This is a genomic window from Pseudomonas sp. D4002 (assembly GCF_013385665.1).
In the GTDB taxonomy this organism is placed as follows: Bacteria; Pseudomonadota; Gammaproteobacteria; order Pseudomonadales; family Pseudomonadaceae; genus Aquipseudomonas.
The window spans coordinates 18,720-37,315 of record NZ_JACAPN010000043.1; the positions used below are offsets into that span (position 1 = coordinate 18,720).

At 61.9% G+C, this 18,596-nt stretch carries 17 protein-coding genes; 10 read left to right on the forward strand and 7 right to left on the reverse strand.

Features of this window, described 5'->3' with window-relative positions; translation table 11 throughout:
* The first annotated feature begins 100 nt into the window (after positions 1-100).
* A complete protein-coding gene (locus tag HX824_RS26595; protein ID WP_003212783.1) occupies positions 101-589 on the forward strand; it encodes a phosphate-starvation-inducible protein PsiE in 489 nt (162 codons plus the stop codon).
* On the opposite strand, the gene HX824_RS26600 is transcribed toward HX824_RS26595, so the two are convergent.
* From HX824_RS26600 to HX824_RS26610, 3 genes are all read right to left on the reverse strand, one after another.
* On the reverse strand, positions 586-903 hold the full coding sequence (locus tag HX824_RS26600) for a DUF3509 domain-containing protein (protein ID WP_177055527.1): 318 nt from the start codon (positions 901-903) through the stop codon (positions 586-588). The genes HX824_RS26595 and HX824_RS26600 overlap by 4 nt on opposite strands.
* 300 nt (positions 904-1,203) lie before the next feature.
* Positions 1,204-2,499, reverse strand: coding sequence for a serine/threonine transporter (locus tag HX824_RS26605; RefSeq protein ID WP_177020374.1), 1,296 nt, complete (start codon positions 2,497-2,499; stop codon positions 1,204-1,206).
* Positions 2,500-2,559: 60 nt separating this feature from the next.
* Positions 2,560-3,936, reverse strand: coding sequence for an L-serine ammonia-lyase (locus HX824_RS26610; RefSeq protein WP_177055529.1), 1,377 nt, complete (start codon positions 3,934-3,936; stop codon positions 2,560-2,562).
* Between the two features lie 137 nt (positions 3,937-4,073).
* On the opposite strand from HX824_RS26610, the gene HX824_RS26615 reads away from it, so the two are divergent.
* On the forward strand, positions 4,074-5,021 hold the full coding sequence (locus HX824_RS26615) for a LysR substrate-binding domain-containing protein (RefSeq protein ID WP_003212775.1): 948 nt from the start codon (positions 4,074-4,076) through the stop codon (positions 5,019-5,021).
* Between the two features lie 211 nt (positions 5,022-5,232).
* Positions 5,233-5,643 carry an HPF/RaiA family ribosome-associated protein gene (locus HX824_RS26620; protein ID WP_003212772.1) on the forward strand — a complete coding sequence of 137 codons (411 nt, stop codon included), beginning with the start codon at positions 5,233-5,235 and terminating at the stop codon, positions 5,641-5,643.
* Between the two features lie 72 nt (positions 5,644-5,715).
* On the opposite strand, the gene HX824_RS26625 is transcribed toward HX824_RS26620, so the two are convergent.
* Entirely contained in the window at positions 5,716-7,224 is a 1,509-nt protein-coding gene (locus HX824_RS26625; RefSeq protein WP_177055531.1) for an MFS transporter, read from the reverse strand.
* A gap of 104 nt (positions 7,225-7,328) precedes the next feature.
* Between HX824_RS26625 and HX824_RS26630 the strand changes: the two genes are divergently transcribed.
* Positions 7,329-8,201: a LysR family transcriptional regulator gene (locus tag HX824_RS26630; protein WP_177055533.1), complete on the forward strand. Its 873-nt coding sequence runs from the start codon at positions 7,329-7,331 to the stop codon at positions 8,199-8,201.
* Here HX824_RS26630 and fecA read toward each other — a convergent pair whose 3' ends face one another.
* The 3 genes from fecA to HX824_RS26645 all read right to left on the reverse strand — a co-directional run bounded on the left by fecA (position 8,202) and on the right by HX824_RS26645 (position 12,064).
* The gene (fecA, locus tag HX824_RS26635) at positions 8,202-10,547 is read right to left on the reverse strand and encodes a TonB-dependent Fe(3+) dicitrate receptor FecA (protein WP_177055535.1); all 2,346 of its coding nucleotides are present in this window, start codon (positions 10,545-10,547) and stop codon (positions 8,202-8,204) included.
* A 90-nt stretch (positions 10,548-10,637) separates the two neighbouring features.
* Positions 10,638-11,579, reverse strand: a complete 942-nt coding sequence (locus HX824_RS26640) for a FecR domain-containing protein (RefSeq protein WP_177055537.1) — start codon at positions 11,577-11,579, stop codon at positions 10,638-10,640.
* A complete protein-coding gene (locus HX824_RS26645; protein ID WP_177055539.1) occupies positions 11,576-12,064 on the reverse strand; it encodes a sigma-70 family RNA polymerase sigma factor in 489 nt (162 codons plus the stop codon). Before HX824_RS26645 ends, HX824_RS26640 begins: the two co-directional genes overlap by 4 nt.
* 159 nt (positions 12,065-12,223) lie before the next feature.
* On the opposite strand from HX824_RS26645, the gene HX824_RS26650 reads away from it, so the two are divergent.
* From HX824_RS26650 to HX824_RS26675, 6 genes are all read left to right on the forward strand, one after another.
* The gene (locus tag HX824_RS26650) at positions 12,224-12,526 is read left to right on the forward strand and encodes a DUF3649 domain-containing protein (protein WP_003212759.1); all 303 of its coding nucleotides are present in this window, start codon (positions 12,224-12,226) and stop codon (positions 12,524-12,526) included.
* A complete protein-coding gene (locus HX824_RS26655; RefSeq protein WP_134325776.1) occupies positions 12,523-14,097 on the forward strand; it encodes a PepSY domain-containing protein in 1,575 nt (524 codons plus the stop codon). Before HX824_RS26650 ends, HX824_RS26655 begins: the two co-directional genes overlap by 4 nt.
* The gene (locus HX824_RS26660) at positions 14,098-14,424 is read left to right on the forward strand and encodes a DUF3325 domain-containing protein (RefSeq protein ID WP_003212755.1); all 327 of its coding nucleotides are present in this window, start codon (positions 14,098-14,100) and stop codon (positions 14,422-14,424) included.
* 11 nt (positions 14,425-14,435) lie between these two features.
* A complete protein-coding gene (locus tag HX824_RS26665; protein WP_003212753.1) occupies positions 14,436-14,996 on the forward strand; it encodes an RNA polymerase sigma factor in 561 nt (186 codons plus the stop codon).
* Positions 14,993-15,982 (forward strand): FecR family protein, encoded by a 990-nt coding sequence (locus HX824_RS26670; protein WP_177055541.1) that lies wholly within the window; start codon positions 14,993-14,995, stop codon positions 15,980-15,982. The genes HX824_RS26665 and HX824_RS26670 overlap by 4 nt, the downstream gene beginning before the upstream one ends.
* 273 nt (positions 15,983-16,255) lie before the next feature.
* Entirely contained in the window at positions 16,256-18,496 is a 2,241-nt protein-coding gene (locus HX824_RS26675) for a TonB-dependent receptor (protein WP_177055543.1), read from the forward strand.
* The last annotated feature ends 100 nt before the right edge of the window (positions 18,497-18,596 follow it).

Sequence of the window (18,596 nt, forward strand, 5' to 3'; positions counted from 1 at the left end):
ACCATCTCACTTCCTGTTCCCTGGCCTTTTTTCTGCATGCAGAGAAACGGTCACGTCCAACCCGCATTATCCGGTCGAGCCGACCTAAGGAAGCATCATCGTGAAAATCAACTGGGCTGAAAACCTGCGCAAGACCGTGCACCAACTGGCCGAGTCCTTGGGAAATCTGTTCGTCGAGACCTTCCACTACCTGGCACTGTTCGCCATTGGTGCGGTGACCGCCTATGCCGCGGTGATGGAATTTCTGGGGATGCTGGAGACGGGGCACATCAAGATCGATGACATCTTGCTGCTGTTCATCTACCTGGAACTGGGGGCGATGGTCGGGATTTATTTCAAGACCAACCACATGCCGGTGCGTTTCCTGATCTACGTGGCGATCACGGCGCTGACCCGTCTGCTGATTTCCAACGTGTCCCACCACAACCCGCCCGACATCGGCATCATCTACCTGTGCGGTGGGATTCTGCTGCTGGCGTTCGCGATTCTGGTGGTGCGGTATGCGTCGTCGGCATTTCCGTCGGTGAAGGTCGAAGGCCCGCGCCGCAAGGGCGAAGCGAGCCTTGAAACAGAGAAGGGCGAGCTCTAGAACCCTGCGTTGAGCGGCGGCCTGCTGACCGGCGGCCGCTGCAGTACCTGGTGGCTGTCCCCATCGGTCATCACCGCCAATATCTCCATCGCGCTGTGCCCCTGCTCGATCGCAATCCCGAATTGCACACTCTGCACCAGCCGTTTCAGGCGCTGGGGGTCGTTGCGTTGTTCGGCGCTGATCATGCGTTTGGCCACGACGCCGTCTTCATCGGACAGGGTCAGCATGATGCCGCCGTCCAGCCGCTGGATGCTTAAATTGACCCGGTATTTCGGGGCGAAGGTGTCGGTGATGATCTGAAAAGGGTTGTCCATGGTGCGTTACCGCCTGATAAGAACATGCAGTCATTGACGACCGGTGTCGGGATTAGTTCGCGTTTCCTGACCACCGGCCATTCGCTCGCTGAGGTTTTCACAAGGTCCGTTTTCCTCAAGTGCTGTACAGCAAGGGGCGTGCCGTACAGCAATCTGCCTGCCATCAAATTTCCCCTGTGGGAGCGGGCTTGCTCGCGAATGCGGTGTGTCAGCCAATGATTGCTCAGCTGAACGACCGCTTTCGCGAGCAAGCCCGCTCCCACAGTGGGTGGGTGGTGTTTTTGAGTTCGGTGATCCGTTTCAGGGCATGACCGAAAAAACGATCGCAGACAGCGCAATCAAACCGATCAACACCACAAATACGTTGGACGCCTGGCCCGAGTACTGGCGCAGGGATGGCACGCGGCGGATGGCGTACATCGGCATCAGGAACAACAGGCAGGCGATGATCGGCCCGCCCATGGTTTCGATCATGCCGAGGATGCTCGGGTTGAAGGTGGCCACGGCCCAGCAGGTGAGCACCATGAACAGCGCGGTGCAGCGCTCCAGCCACTTGGCCGACATGCTGCGGTTGCGCCCGCGCAGGGATTTGACGATCAGGCCCTGGAAGCCTTCGCTGGCGCCGATGTAGTGGCCCAGGAAGGATTTGGTGATCGCCACCAGCGCGATCAACGGTGCGGCGTAGGCGATGACCGGGGTCTGGAAGTGGTTCGCCAGGTACGACAGGATCGAGATGTTCTGCGCCTTGGCGGCGGCGAGGTCAGCCGGCGACAGGGCCAGCACGCAGCTGAAGCAGAAGAACATCACCGTCAGCACCATCATGCTGTGGGCCATGGCCAGGATGCCGCTGCTTTTGCGTTCGGCTTGCGGGCCGTACACGCGTTTCTGGTCGACGGCGAAGGCGGAGATGATCGGCGAGTGGTTGAAGGAAAACACCATCACCGGGATCGCCAGCCACAAGGTCTTGAAGAAGGCCGGCAGGGGCATGCCTTCGCTGGCGGAGGCGAAGAATGCGCCGTTCCAGTTGGGGATCAGGCTCACCGCCAATAGCAGCAGAGCGGCGACGAAGGGGTACACCAGCACGCTCATGGCCTTGACGATCACGCCCTGGCCGCAGCGCACAATGGCCATCAGGCCGAGGATCAGCACCAGCGACAGGATTGCCCGGGGCGGTGCAGCCAGGTGCAGTTGGTGTTCCATAAAGCTGGTCAGGGTGTTGGTCAGCGCCACGCTGTACACCAGCAAAATCGGGAAGATCGCGAAGAAGTACAGCAGGGTGATCAGCTTGCCGGCGCCGATGCCGAAGTGTTCTTCCACCACTTCGGTGATGTCGCCGGATTTGCCCGACAACACAAAGCGCGTCAGCCCACGGTGGGCGAAGAAGGTCATCGGGAAGGCCAGCAGCGCCAGCACGATCAACGGCCAGAAGCCGCCCACGCCAGCGTTGATCGGCAGGAACAAGGTGCCGGCACCGATGGCGGTGCCGTAGAGGCCGAGCATCCAGGTGGTGTCGTGTTTGTTCCAGCCTTGTGTAACGGTGGTCGGCGTCAGGTCTACAGCGGGATTTTCGGCAGCGGGTGTACGTACATCGGTCATCGTTATTGCCTCGTTATTATTTTTGCGCGGGCTCACGTTGGGGCGATCAGGGAATGCTCCTCAGCACTCCACCCAGCTGACGGCCAGGCCGCCCCGTGAAGTTTCTTTGTATTTGTCGTGCATGTCGGCGCCGGTGTCGCGCATGGTGCGGATCACCCGGTCCAGGGAGATGAAGTGTTTGCCGTCGCCGCGCAGGGCCATTTGCGTGGCGTTGATCGCCTTGACCGCGGCGATGGCGTTGCGCTCGATGCACGGCACCTGGACCAACCCGCCAACCGGGTCGCAAGTCAAACCCAGGTTATGTTCCAGGCCGATTTCGGCGGCGTTTTCCAGTTGCTCCGGGGATGCGCCGAGCACGTCTGCAAGGCCGGCAGCGGCCATGGCGCAGGCGGAACCCACTTCGCCCTGGCAGCCGACTTCGGCGCCGGAGATCGAGGCGTTTTTCTTGCAGAGGATGCCGACGGCGGCGGCAGCCAGGAAGAAATTCACCACGTCATCGTCGGACGCGTCCGGGTTGAACTTCATGTAGTAGTGCAGCACCGCCGGGATGATTCCCGCCGCGCCATTGGTCGGCGCCGTCACCATGCGCCCCCCGGCGGCGTTTTCTTCGTTGACGGCGAGGGCGAACAGGTTGACCCATTCCATGGCCGACAAGGTCGAGGTGATGACGTTGGGTTTGCCGATTTCCAGCAGGCTGCGGTGCAATTTCGCGGCGCGCCGTGGCACATCCAGACCGCCGGGCAGGATGCCTTCGTGGCGCAGGCCTTGTTCGACGCATTCACGCATCACCGACCAGATATGCAGCAGGCCGCTGCGGATCTCGGCATCGCTGCGCCAGGCCCGCTCGTTGGCCATCATCAGCTCGGAAACCCGCAGGCCGTGCTTGTTGCACAAGGCCAGCAGTTCGGCGGCGCTGGAGAAGTCGTAAGGCAATTGCACTTCGCTGGTCGGCGCGATGCCGGATTCGGCTTCCGCCGCTTCGATGATGAAACCGCCGCCCACCGAGTAGTACGTCTGCTCGCTCAACAGGCCGTTTTCGCCGTAGGCATGCAGGGACATGGCGTTGGGGTGGTAGGGCAGGCTTTCGTCCAGCAGCAGGAGGTCGTGTTGCCAATTGAAGGCAATCGACATGCGGCCGCCGAGCAGCAATTGGCCGGACTCGCGAAGTTGCTGGATGCGTGGGCCGATGCTGGTGGGGTCGATGCTGTCTGGCCATTCGCCCATCAGGCCCATCACGCAGGCGCGGTCGGTGGCGTGGCCGACACCGGTGGCGGACAGCGAGCCGTACAAACGCACTTCTACCCGACGGGTTTCGTCGAGCAATTGCTGGTCGATAAGCGCTTGGACGAAGGTCGCCGCGGCCCGCATCGGGCCGACGGTATGGGAGCTGGAAGGACCAATTCCCACTTTGAATAGATCGAAAACACTGATAGCCATGCTAAACCCTTACAAGCAATGGAGTAGGAATCGCTGCCATGTTTTGTAGGACAAGCGGAATTGGCGCGATACTGAGCCTCTGGATCGGCACTGACCAACGAATTATCCTAAGACACCCTTTAGCAGGACTAAACCCTATGGCTCGCCCGCTTCATGGCCAGACCTACGTCTGGTTGCACGTTTTTTCCTGCGCGGCACGGCATTTGTCGTTCACCCGTTGCGCCGAGGAACTGCACATCACCCCGGGCGCGGTCAGCCAGCAAATCCGTCAGTTGGAGGAGCGCCTGGGCTTTCGCCTGTTCCATCGGCGCGCACGCGGGGTTGAGCTGAGCGCAGAGGGCCAGCGGTTGGCGATCACCGTGGGCGAGGCCTATGGCAGCATCGATGCCGAGTTGCAGCGGCTGGACGCCGGGATGATCAGCGGCACCTTGCGCCTGCGCTCGATCCCGTCGTTTCTCGGCAAATGGCTGACCCCGCGTTTGCCGCGTTTGCAGCAGCGCTTCCCGGATATCCAGCTGCGCATGGTTGCCGAAGACAGCAGCGTCGCCCTGCACGAGGGCGACTTCGACCTGGCCATCGACCTTAACGACGGCAGCTATCCCGGCTTGTTGTCCACAGCCTTGCTGGACGAGCAGATTTTCCCGGTGTGCGCACCGAGCCTGCTGCGGGGGCGACCGCCACTGCATGGCCCCGCTGACCTGGTGCATTTCCCGCTGCTGCACGACATCACTGCCTGGCGTGGGAGTTATGAGTATGCAGAGTGGGAGTTCTACCTGAACGCCATCGGCTATGACGCCGCCGACGTACGGCGCGGGCATACCTTCAACCGCAACCACCTGACCATCGAGGCGGCGATTGCGGGCATGGGCGTGGCGATTGCCCGGCGAACCTTGCTCAATGACGAACTGGAACGCGGCACCTTGATCGTGCCATTCGGCCTCGCCGTCCCCAACCACAAACGCTATGTGCTGTTGTACGCGCCGGGTGCGTTGAGCCATCCGGGCGTGCGGGCGGTGCATGACTGGCTGGTGGAGGAAGCGGAGATTTTTCGCGGATTGCACCCGTTGGGAGAGGGGCAATTGTAAGGAAGTTGGCGGTAAGAAGATGTAACCAACTCCCCACCCTAACAGCGTTTTTGGTTGTAGTCAGGGTTAATTTGTAATGTGGGATTTATCTTTGCAAAGGGGTTGAAATGTTCCTCTGTCTGCTCAATTGTGTAATCAGGAGGTCATGGTTTTCACCCATCCGGTGAAGCAGGAATGGCCTTCGGCGAGCTAGCTGAAATAAGGGAAAACTATGCAAATCCAAGTCAATAGCGATAACCATATTGAAAGCAGCATCCGACTGGAGGAGTGGGTACGTACCACCATTGAGAGCACGCTCGAACGTTACGAAGAAGATCTGACCCGCGTCGAGGTTTACCTGCGGGACGAGAACGGTGACAAGCCCGGCCCACACGATCTGAGTTGCCGACTGGAAGCACGGCCAAAAGGCCATCAACCGCTTTCGGTCCTCCATAAAGCCGATACGCTGGAACAGGCGATCGATGGCGCAGCGACCAAGCTGGAGCATGCCCTGGAGCATCTGTACGGCAAACTGCGCGGCAAACCACGCGCCGCGGGTCAAAGCCTGCCCAATACCAAGGCCGACGAGGCCGAGCTAGAAGAGGAATTCCTGGAAAACGAACAGGCTGCGCTTAACGGCTGATAGCTGATACTTTTTTCAACCCCACTGAAAACGGGCCTGCAGATGCAGGCCCGTTTTTTTATGCGCAAAAGGTCAGCGCGGGCTGCGCCGGAAAAAACAGGCGCTCAAGGCCGACAGTGCGCACGCTCCAACGCCGGCATACAACATGGCCCAGCCCGCACCGTTGCGCAGCGCGGCCTGGGCGATCAGTGGGCCCTGCGGCAACACGTCCAGCTTGCCGGCGGCGATGTCCTGGCTGAGGGTGGCCAATTGCGCGGTGGCGGGCGACACGCCTGCCAGGTAGTGAGCGATCCCGAGTATCAACACCAACCCCATCAACGCGATATTCAGCGCCAGGGTGATCAGACGTGCACTGAAGTCGATGCCCGAGGCCATCCCTGCGCGGTCGGATGAAACTGATCCGGTGGTGGTGTTGGTGGTGGGCGAGTTGGTGAACGCCAAGCCGCTGCCGGCAATCCCACAGGCGATCAGGACCCATACCACACTGGGCTGGCCGCTATGATTGATCGCCGCCATTGTCACAAACCCCACGCCCATCAGGCCCAGGCCCAATGGAATGATGCGTTCGGCGCCATAGCGCAGGGCCAGGCGTTCAGCCAGCGGCGGCACCACCAACGTGGGCAGGGTATAGGCGAGCAGGGCGAGCCCGGTGAGCATGGTGTCGTAGCCCAGGCCGGCCTGGAAATACAGCGGCAGGTAGATCATGAAGGGCCAGAAGCTGAAGTTCATGCCGATCGAGCCCATCAGTGCGCCGTTGAAGCGCGGGATGCGAAACACCGAGAAGTCGAACATCGGATGCGGGCTGCGCCGCTCGACAACCACGAACAACAGCAGGCTGGCCACCGACAATCCGGCCCAGCCGAGCATGGCCGGGGTGGCAAAGCCGCTCTCGGTGCCCTGGGTGATGAAATAGACCAGGGCGAACACTGCCAGGGTGAGGGTGGCCATACCGGCTATATCGAGGCGATGGGCCGCCGGGTCACGGGATTCCTGCACGCTGATGCGCAGCAACACCAGGGTGAACAAGGTCAACGGCACATGCACCAGAAACACCCAGCGCCAATCCGCCACCGCCAGGATCAATGCCCCCACCATCGGCCCGAAACCCAGGCCCACCCCGGCGATCACGCCCCACACCGCAAAGGCCCGGGCCCGGGTCGCCGGCTCGCGGAACTGGTGCGACAGGATCGCGAACTGGCAGATCATCATCGCCCCGCCACCCACGCCCTGGACAAAACGCGCCGCGATCAGCGTGGACGCATCGTTCGCCAGCCCGCAGGCGAGCGAAGCCAGCCCGAATACCCACAGGCACAGCACCAGCATGCGTCGGCGGCCAAAACGATCGGCCAATGTGCCGGCGGCCATCAGCACGCTGGTGCAGGCCAGGGTGTAGGCGTTCATGATCCATTGGGCGTCCTGGAAGCCGGTGCCCAGTTGCTGCTCAAGGGTGGGCAGGATGACCGGCACGCTGGAAATCTCCAGCCCGAACATCAGCGCCACCAGGCACACGGCGGTGAGCGCAAGGCCGTCCCGGGCGGTACGTGGCGGGTTGATGGCAGATACAACGGCGTCGGGTGGCATGGCCTCTTCCTTTCGATGGGGGAAGATGTCATTTTCACGGGAATCTGATTCTTTATTAGCGATACTTCTTCCTGTGATAAGGGAATATAGGGCGACACACGACCATGGCCACTCCGCGTTTTGATGGTGTTGAACTGTTTTTGCAGATCGTCGAGAGCGGCAATCTGACGGAGGCCGCCGAACGGCTGAACCTCACGCGCTCGGCGGTGGGCAAAGGCCTGGCGCGGCTGGAGGCGCGGTTGGGGACGTCGCTGTTGCAACGCTCCACCCGGCGTCAGCGTTTGACCGAGGACGGGCAGGCCTATTACGAGCATTGCCTGCGTGCGCTGGCGGAACTGGAAGCCGCCGAATCCGTGCTGGAAAGTGGCCGTCAGCAGCCCCGTGGACGTTTAAGGGCCAGCTTGCCTTTGGCGTTCGGTCATCACTATGCGGCGCCGGCGTTGTGGGGGCTGATGGACCATTTTCCGCAACTGGAAATCGAGATTTCCTTCTCAGACCGATTGATCGACCTGGCCCAGGAAGGCTTCGACCTGGCGGTGCGCATTGGCGCATTGCCCGACACCGACCGCTTGAGTGCACGTCGCCTCGGCGAGCAGGCGATTGCCCTGGCGGCGTCGCCCGCGTACCTGCAGCGAACCGGTCGAATCGAATCCATCGCGGACCTGGCCGGGCATCGAGGCATTGCCTATCGCAGCAATGCCCCGCATCGCGAGCGAGTCGCCTCGCCGTTGATCCTCGATGACCTGCAGGCCGTGGCCGATGCCGCCATCGCCGGGGTCGGCCTGGCCTGGTTGCCCAGTTGGCTGATCGCCCACTACGTGCTGCGCGGGCAACTGCAGGCGGTACTGCCGGGCCACCGCGAGCAACCGATGCCGATCCATGTCATCTGGCCCACGGCGACGCACATGCCGGCCAAGACCCGTTGCGCCATCGACGCGTTGGTGGCCGGCACACCGTCGTGCCTGGCGGGTAGCTGATCAGAACGCGATGGACGTCTGCACATACAGCGTGCGCGGCTCGCCGACGTATTTGCCCTTGTTGTTATCGTCAAACGAGCGGGTGTAGTACTGCTTGTTGAAGATGTTTTTCACACCCACCGCCACGTTCAAATCCGACAGCTGCGGGCCAAAGTCGTACGCCGCGCGGCTGCTGAACAGCATGTAGCCAGGAATGCGTCCGGTGCTGCCATCAGCACTTTCTGCTTCAGTGTTGGCGTTGTCGGCAAACTGGCTGCTCTGGTAGCTGCTGTCCACGTTCAACTTCCAGCGACCTTCGGTGTAACCCACACCCAGCGTGCCCTTGTGCTTGGAGGAGAAGGGTACGCGGTTGCCTTTGTTCGGGCCGTCTTCGCGGATGGTGGCGTCGACGTAGGCGTAGGTGGCGTACACATCAAAACCGGCGAGCGCCGGGCTCAAGCCGTCGAGGGCGTAGTTGATGCTGGACTCGATGCCCTGATGGCGGGTTTCGCCGCGGGCGATCACGGTGTCGTTGGTCTGGTTGCTGTCGTACTGGTTGTCGAAGTTGATCAGGAACGCGCCGATCTCGGCGCGCAAGGTGCCGTTGTCATAGCGTGTGCCGAGTTCCCAGGTGCGGGCTTTTTCCGGCTTCACTTCGCCACTGGTCACGCGGTTGGGCATCTGGCTGTACTGCACGCTGCCGAACGATCCTTCGGTGTTGGCATAGAGGTTCCAGTCGTCCGTCAGGTGGTAGAGCACGTTCAACGCCGGCAGGGCGGTGTTGTAGTCACCCTTGTATTTGACGTTGCTGAGGTTGTTGGTCTGCTGGGACTCGATCATCTCGTAGCGGATGCCCGGGGTGATGGTCCATTTGCCGATATCAATCCGGTCGTCGACGAAGAACGCATTGGCTTCGGTGCTGCCCCGGGTGTCGCGGTCGTTGCGGCTGTCGGTGGTCGGCAGTTGCTGATTGGCGGAAATCGGCGTGCGGTAGCGCAGTTCGTGGCCGGCCTCGTTGATGTAGCGGTAGCCCACGCCGACTTCGTGGCTGGTTGGGCCGAGGTCGAAGCCTTGGGCGAAACGGGTTTCCAGGCCGCGTACCCAATACTCGCGGGGCGACAGGGAGAGGAAGTTGCCCTGGTCCAGGTAACCGCTGCGCAGGGTGGTGGTGAAGAAGCTGTTGACCGTGAATTCCCGGCGATCTTCCTGGTAGCGATAGCCCGCGTTGAACATGGTACGCCGGCCCCAGAACTGGTCGTAGGGGCGGGTGGACTGATACGGGTCGGCCTTGTAGGCCGCAGTGCTCAAACCACCGGGCATATCCGCCTTGCCTTCGTAGTACTGCGCCATGGCGTTGAAGCTGTTGGCGTCGTCCAGCTGGTATTTGCCCTTGAGGATCAGGTCGTCGATGCGGGTGTCGCTGTTCTCGCGCCAATCACCACCACGGGTGCCGGAATACAGGATCGCGCCGCCCAGGCCGTTGTCCGCCGTGCCGCCGGCCAGCAGGTTGCCGGTGGTCTTGAAGCCATCGTGGCTGGAAGACGGGCTGGTTTCGGTTTGCAGGCCGCCTTTCACCGTTGGCGCATCGGGAATCGCGCGGGTGACGAAGTTGACGATGCCGCCGACGTTCTGCGGGCCATAACGCACTGCGCCGCCGCCGCGTACCACGTCCACGGCATCCATGTTGCCCATGCTGATGGGCGCGAACGACAACTGCGGCTGGCCATACGGCGCGAACGGCACCGGGATGCCGTCCATCAAGACCGTGGAGCGCGAGGCCAGGCGTGGGTTGAGCCCGCGAATGCCGAAGTTCAGCGCCATGTCGTGGCTGCCGGTGCCGTTGTTTTCCGGGGCGTTGACCCCGGGAATGCGGTTGAGCACGTCGCGGGCCTGGGTGGCGCCCTGGCGTTCGAATTCTTCGCGGCGGATCACGTCCCGAGCGCCCGGGTGCTCGAAGACGTTGGTTTGTTCCGCGTCCCCCAGCCAGTCGCCGACCACGTTGGAGGTGCCCAATTCGAGGGTGGCCGGAGCATTCGCCGGTTGCAGGCTGAAGGCGTTGTTGCCCTCGGCACGGGCTTGCAGGCCGGTGCCTTTGAGCAACGCATTCAAGCCTTCTTCAGCGGTGTAGTTGCCCGACAGGCCGTGGCTTTGCACGCCGGCAGTCACGTCCGAGCCAAATGAAATCAGCACGCCGGCTTCCCGGCCAAATTGATTCAGCGCCGCTTCCAGTGACGTAGGGGCGATGCGGTAGGGCTTGGCGTCGGCCGCCATTACGTAGGGAACGGTGCTGAAACTGAGGCTGGCCCCCAGCAACAAGTGGCGCAGGGTGCGGGCGAGTGGCGTCAGGCGAGTCGGTTGCTGGGGCATGAAGTGCGGTCCTGAGAAGGAAGGATCAAGGTGGCTTTCCTTCTCTGTCACGCGAGGTGCGGAAAACGGCTCACGGGGTTTGAAAATATTTCAGGCACGGGCTTCGACAGTGACCCAGTAGCGGGTAAACCGCCGGACCCTGACCGGCAGGCTGACTTGCAGCAGGTCCAGGATTCGTTCGCTGTCGTCCAGCGGGTAGCTGCCGGAAATCAGCAGGTTGGCCACCTGCGGGTCGCAATTGAGCTGGCCACGGCGATAACGGCTCAATTCGGCGAGGAAATCTTCCAGGCGCATGTGGGCCGCCACCAGCATGCCGTCGGCCCAGGCGCCGCTGCCGGCGTCGGTGGGGCGGGCGGTGTCCCAGCCTTTGCGGGTGAAATTGACCTGATGGGCTTTCTCCACCGACAACGGCAAACCGCTATAGGTGTTGGGCATCACGTCAACGTGCCCATCAAACACCGCCAGTTGTGTGTGATCGTTGAATTGCCGCACGTTCAGCCGCGCGGCCTGGGCGCTGAGCAGGCCCTGGGACGTGATGATCCGCAGCGGGGCGTTGCCGGGTTTGGCGGTCAGCAGGATTTCGCCTTCGAGCAGGCGGATCAAGCGTTGCTGGCCATCAAAATGCACATCCACCGCACTGCCGGTGTTGAGCTGCAATTGGCTGCCATCCGCCAGCTGGAACTTGCGCCGTTGGCCGATGGGGCTGCGGTAGTCGGCACTCAACGGCGGCAATATATGTTGCTGGCGCAAACCCCAGGCCGCTGCCGACCCGGCGCCGAGTATCAGCAACAACTTCAGGGCCTGACGACGACTGTTGGATTTCGGTGCATTCAAGGCGGCGTGGGCCAACGGTGATGGCATCCCGCGCAACCGCTGGTTCACTCGCTGGATGTGCTCCCAGGCCCGCTGGTGTTCGCTGTGGGCGTCCAGCCAGTGTTGCCAGGCCGCCTGTTTGCGCGGGTTGAGCGGGCCCTGCTGCATTTCCATCAGCCAGTGCACCGCTTGTTCGGCGACTTGCGTTGAGAAACTCATAGGGCGAAGTAGCAGCGCATCGCCGCTTTATGCAGGTGACGCTTGACCGTGGCGATGGAGATCCCCAGTTCCGCGCCGATTTGCGCGTAGGTCAGGCCGTCGAGCTGGGCCAGCAGGAACGCGCGTTTAACCAGCGGCGCCAAGCCATCCAGCAACTGGTCCAGCTCCATCAGGGTTTGCAGGATGATCGCCCGCTCTTCTTCCGACGGCGCCACGTGTTCGGGCATCTGCGCCAGGGCGTCGAGGTAGGCGCGCTCCAGGTCCTGGCGGCGGTAATGGTTGAACAGCACGCGCTTGGCGATGGTGGTGAGGAAGGCGCGAGGTTCGATCAGCGTCGGTGTTTCCCGTGCGGTGAGCACGCGGATGAAGGTGTCCTGGGCCAGGTCGGCGGCGCTTTCCGGGCAGCCGAGCTTGCGTCGCAACCAGCCGGTGAGCCAGTGGTGATGGTCGTGGTACAGGACTTCGACGGTGTTGGACGGCTGCAACGCGCACACTCCGGCAGCATGGGCATGCTTTAGAGAACAAGAATTGTTCGCATTGTAGGGCGCGCGGGCGGGTTCGGCAATTGCCAGTGATGCGTTCTCTTTTGCTTATGAGAACCTTTATCATTAATATTGCGCACTGACGAACCTGGCGCCTTGTGCATGAAACGCAAAACCTCACTTCCCGTTTCCTACCGTCTTGCCGTGACTTCGCGGGTGCTGGCGGCTGTGGTCGGCGGTTACCTGCTGGCCTCGCTGGCCAGCGTGTGCATGACGCTGTGGCTGCCCACCAGCCGCGCCGATGCGGTGATCAGCGGCATGCTGAGTTCGTTTGTGTTCTACCTGTTGGCGGTCATCTGGTGCTTCGCCTGCCGCACGGCCTGGCGCGCCTGGTTTGGCGTGTTGCTGCCCAGCGCGATAATGGCCACGTTCGCCGGGTTGGCGTACTGGATGGCGCGCACATGAAAGAGGGCTTCCGCCAGGCCATGGCCTGGTTGCACACCTGGGCCGGGTTGATCTTTGGCTGGCTGCTGTTTGCGATTTTCCTGACGGGCACCCTGTCGTATTTCAAGGACGAAATTACCCACTGGATGCAGCCCGAAGTGCAGGCGCATCCCGTCGATGACGCCCGTAGCCTGGCCGCCGCCCAAACCTATCTGCAACACCAGGCGCCCAATGCCGCGCGCTGGTTTATCACCTTGCCGAGCAGCCGTGAGCCGGGCCTGTCGGTGATGTGGCAAGACAAGGTCGACCCGGGCAAACGCGGTAATTTCGTCGAAAAACTTCTCGATCCCGTCAGCGGCCAGCAGGTCCAGGCCCGGGAGAGCATGGGCGGCGAATTCTTCTATCGTTTCCACTTCCAGCTGCAAATGCCCTATCCGTGGGGCCGCTGGCTGTCGACCATCGCCGCGATGGTGATGTTCGTGGCGCTGATCACCGGGATCATCACCCACAAGAAAATCTTCAAGGACTTCTTCACCTTCCGCCCGCGCAAGGGCCAGCGTTCCTGGCTCGACGGGCACAACGCCGTGGGCGTGCTGGTGTTGCCGTTCCACTTGATGATCACCTACAGCAGCCTGGTGATTTTCATGAGCATGGTGATGCCGGCGAGCATCCTCGCTTCCTACGGCAACGACACCCGTGCGTTCTTCAACGATGTGTTTCCGGCCACCGACAATGCGCCGGCCCTCGGCCAGCCGGGGCAATTGCTGCCACTGGGCCCGATGTACGAGCAGGCGCGCGAGCAATGGGCCGGCGGGCATGTCGGACGGCTGGTGGTGAATAATCCAAGCGATGTAAACGCCTCGGTCAATGTGTTCCGCGCCGGGTCGGATCGAGTGGTGCATGACTTTGGCAGCACCGTCTCATTCAACGGCACTACCGGCGAACTGTTGCGGGTGAGCGGCGAGCAGTCGCTGCCGGCGGCGATTGGTGGCAGCTTCTACGGTTTGCACATGGGCCATTTCGCCGGCCCGGTATTGCGCTGGCTGTATTTCATCTGCGGCCTCGCGGGCACGGCAATGATCGGCACCGGGCTGGTGATGTGGCTGGGCAAGCGTCAGCTCAAGCACACCAAAACCGGTGTGATGCCCTTTGAGCTGCGGCTGGTGGAAGTGCTGAACATCGCCAGCATGTCCGGCTTGATGATCGCCATCGCTGCATTCTTCTGGGCCAACCGCCTGTTACCAGCCAGCTTTGCCGGGCGCTCGGACTGGGAAGTACAAGCCTTCTTTATTGCCTGGGGCTTGAGCGTCGTGCACGCGATTGTTCGCCAGGGGCGCCGCGGCTGGGTTGAGCAATTGAGTGTGGGCGCGCTGCTGTTTATCGGCGTGCCGGTGCTCAACGCGCTGACCACGACCCAGCATTTGGGTGTGACCCTGGCCAACGGCGACTGGGCCATGGCCGGCTTCGACCTGACGTGCCTGGGCAGCGGTGTGTTCCTCGCCTGGGCTGCCTGGAAAATGCAGCACCGCCGCGTCCCTCAGCCCAAGGCCGAACGTGCCCGGCCATTGACCCTCAAGGGCGAGGTGAACTGAATGCTCCTGGCGCTGCTGCTGTGTTACGCAGGGTTTACCGCGTTGTGCCTGTCCATGGACCGGCACCATGGCGAACTGCTGCACAGTAAACCTTCGCCTCGTCGGCGCCTGGGTTTGCGCGTGGGCGGCTGGCTGCTGTTGATTGTCTCGATCTGGCCGGCGGTGCTCGCGACCGGGTGGAGCCAGGGGTTGGTGGAGTGGTGCGCGGTCTTGATGCTCAGCGGGTTGTTGCTGGTGTTGCTGTTGCCGTATCGGCCAAGGCTGGCCTTGATCCTGGCGGGCCTCGGCCTGCTGGCCAGTCCGGTTGCGGCCTTCGCGACCCTTTGAGTCCACTGTTGATGATCACCACGCCTCCCGAACACCCAGAGCAGCACGCAGACGCGGCGGGCGGACGGGCGCATTTCCTGCAGGTGTTCCTGTCCCAGCGCTCGCAGATGGAAGCGCTGGTCAGCCGCCGCGTGGGCTGCCGTGCGACGGCGGCGGACCTGGTGCAGGATTTGTTCCTGCGCTTCTGGCGCCGGCCGCTGGTGCAGGTCGAGGAGCTCAGCACCTACCTGCTGCGCTGCGCCGGCAATATCGCCATCGACCACCTGCGCAGCGAAGGCGCCCGGGTGCGCAGCAGCGAAGGCTGGCTGCCGGAACAACAGGATAACCAGGGCTGCGAACCCCAGGCCGCGCTGGAGGCGGGCAATGATCTGCGTCACGTTGAAGCAGCCTTGCGCAGCCTGCCGGAACGTACCCGGCAGATTTTCCTGCTCAACCGCATCCATGGCCGCAAGTACGCGGAAATCGCCAAGGCCATGGGCCTGTCCCAAAGCGCCGTGGAAAAACATATGATGCGTGCCCTCGAAGCCTGCAAGGCCAGCCTTCGTGAACCATCGCCAAGGAAAGCTCCGTGAACGCCACTGCCCGCGTCACCCCGACGCCCGACCAGGAACAGGCCGCACTGGCCTGGTTGAGCCTGTTGCACGACCAGCCCAGCAGTGGCGACCAGGCCACGTTCAGCCGTTGGCTGCGGGCCGATCCTGCGCATGTGGAAGCCTATGCCCAGGCCCAGGTGCTGTGGGAATTGAGTGAAGTACCGGCCAGAACGTTGGCGGATGAGGATGCCCTGGCGCTGCAGGGTTACTTGAACGCGATGAATACCTCGAAACGCTCCAGCGTGCGGCGCTGGTCTGGTGCCCTGGCCATGGCCGCCTGCCTGCTGGTGATGATCTCGATGGGCGCCGGCTGGCAGCCGTCACGCTGGGTCGATGACTTCGGCGCGGATTACGTCACCGCGCCGGGTGAGGTGAAGACCGTGACCCTGGCCGATCAAAGCCAGGTCACCCTGGACGCCGACAGTGCGATCGCAGTGGATTTCAAGCATGGCGAGCGCCATATCCAGCTACGCCGTGGCGCCGGATTTTTCAGCGTGACCCACACGGGACAGTCCTTCGTGGTCGAGGCCGGCAGCGGTGAGGCGCGGGTGCTGGGCACGCAGTTCGAAGTACGCCTGCAACCGACAGGTGCGCAGGTGACGGTGTTGTCCGGCCGGGTTGGGGTCACGCCGTCCAAGTATGGCCAGCAGCAGATTCTCACGGCCGGCCAGCAAGTGGCCTACGCCGATGGTGTCGCCGATGAGCTGCACGCGGTCGACAGCGAATCGCGCCTGGCCTGGCGTGACGGTTGGCTCAATTACTACAAGGCACCACTGGCCGATGTGGTGCAAGACCTCGGTCGCTACTACCCCGGGCGTATTCTGCTGCTCAACGAAGACCTCGGCGCCCGGCGTGTCAGCGGCAGTTTCCCGAGCAAGGACCCCCAGGCGGTGCTCAATGCGTTGCAGGCGGTCTTGGGGTTTGAACAACACTCGCTGCTCGGTCGGATGATCGTATTGCGCTAGATACAGAGCGCTACGCTGCAATGGCGTGGCGCTGTCATTACTTGCACCTGTCTCTCTTGAAAATCCCCATGCCTTGGCACATCCGTGTGTGTGGACCTTTCATTTAACCTTCATCGCAATCGCCAAAACCTGTAACCAAATCGTTACGTGATGCACGGATGATCCTCGGATTCCTGAGCAGGTGGTCAGGAAGATTGGCGGCGCTGTTCACCCAGCCGAGATCGCCAATACCTCCCCCATAACAACAGATAGATGCATGTAAGGGATCTACTCGTGACCTACAACAAACTCTATGCCCTGCTTTTAGCATCGGGCCTGGGCGGCTTTGCGCCGCTGGTTCTGGCAGACGATTCCCAGGATGTCGGTTCGGTGCACGTCGCCGGCGAACGTACCCTGGGCACCGGCCACATGATTCAGGAAGAAAGTGCCAAGGCCCGGTCCACCGTGACCAAGGAAGCCATGGATGAAATGTCCCCGACGGCCAACGCCATCGACAAGCTCAAGTACACCCCGGGCATCAACGTTTCCAACGACGACGCCAGCGGCATGAGCGGCACCAGCTTCACCATGCGCGGCATGAACTCCGACCAGGTCGGGGTTTCCATGGACGGCGTGCCGATCAACGACTCCGGCAGCTACGGTGTTTACGCCAACCAATTGGGCGACCCGGAAAACGTCGGCGAAGTATTTGTCACCCAGGGCTCCTCGGAAGCGGACGGCCCGCACATTGGTTCCAGCGGCGGCAACATCGGCATGGTCACCATTCGGCCGACCAACGAGCCGGGGCTGTTCGTCAAGCAATCCATGGGTTCGAACAACCTGACAAAGTCCTTCGCCCGCATCAACACCGGCGACCTCGGCGGCTTCAAGACTTGGGTGTCGGCCTCTCACACCGAGGGCGACAAGTGGCGCGGCAAGGGCACCTTGCGGGGCGACAAGGTGGAGTGGAGCACGCTGTTCGAAGACGACAACGGCAACACCAGCAACTTCACCATGAAGTACAACACCCAGGAAAACTATAACTACAACACGCTGAGCAAGAGCCAGTTCCAGCAACAGGGCCGCCGCCTGGATTACGCGGAAACCCCGGTCTACAAAAACGGCTTGCTGTCGTCTTCCTACAAGCTCAACCGCAACCCATTTGAAAGTGTCATGACCACCTTCACCCAGCGCTGGCGCCTGCGTGATGACCTGGCCCTGACGGTTGCGCCTTACTACTACTGGGGCAACGGCGGCAGTTTCAGCGGCCAGACCGCGACCAACCTGGGGCCGAAGTCCGACAAGAGTGGCAACTACGACCTGAGCAACCTCAAGTCGGCCAACTACTATCGCCCCTCGTGGACCGAAACCTGGCGCCCTGGCGTGACGGTCAAAATGAAATGGGACATCAACGAGGAGCACAGCCTGGATTACGGCTACTGGTACGAGCGCGCTCGCCAGCGCCAGACCCAGCCGTATATCGGGATCAACAGCGAAGGTGCACCGGACGACGTCTGGGGCGATTACAACAGCGGCGGCCAGGTGGTCGACAAGAACGGCAAGACTGTCCAGGGGCGTCATCAATACACCGTGACCCCGGCCCAGAAGCTGTGGGTGCAGGACAGCTGGCAAGCCACGCCAGACCTGAGCTTTGTCGGCGGGCTGGCGTACCAGTACGTCGAGCGTGACGGCGACAACCTGGGTAGCCTGTATGACAAGCCGGAAAAGCGTAACGCCCGCTACCATCAGTTCCTGCCGAACTTCAGTGCCAAGTACCAGGTCGACGAGAGCAACCAGGCGTTCTACAACGTCACTCGCAACATGCGCACACCGCAGAACTACGTGCTGTACAACAAGGGCGATTCCCTCAACCTCAACCCCGAGCTGAGCTGGAACCAGGAACTGGGCTGGCGCTACACCGAAGAGAAAATGGCCCTCAGCGCCACCCTGTTCTACATCACCTTCAAGGACCGTCAGCTGTCGACCACCGACTTGAACGGTGACTACGTGATGGCCAACGTCGGTGACGTGACCAACAAAGGCCTGGAGTTGGAGTGGAGCGGCCTGCTGCCGTACAACTTCAACTACTACGCGTCGTACACCTATACCAAGTCCGAGCAGCAGGACGACTTTGTCAGCAAGAACGTGTTGTTGCCGACCAAGGGCAACCAGTTGGCCAACGTGCCGGAAAACATGCTCAACCTGGTGTTTGGTTACGACGACAAGCGCTACTACGGCAACATTGCCGGCAAGTATGTCGGGGCGTTCTACGGTGATTTGACCAACAACGAGAAAATCTCCGGGCGCACCGTGTTCGACCTCAACGCCGGTATCTACCTGCCGGTGGACAAGAAGGTCTTCAAGTCGGCCGCGCTGCGCTTCTCGATGCTCAATGTGTTTGATAAGGAATACTTGAGCTCGGCGCGCACCGTGTCGTTCAACTCGGCGCCAGTGAATGGCCTGGCGGCCAGCTCGGCTTACTACAACGTAGGAGAGGAGCGTACGGCGATGGTTTCCCTGGAGGCCAATTTCTAACGCGTACGCAAACCCAATGTGGGAGCGGGCTTGCTCGCGAAAGCGGTGGATCAGTCGCCAGATGTATTGACTGAACCAGCGCATTCGCGAGCAAGCCCGC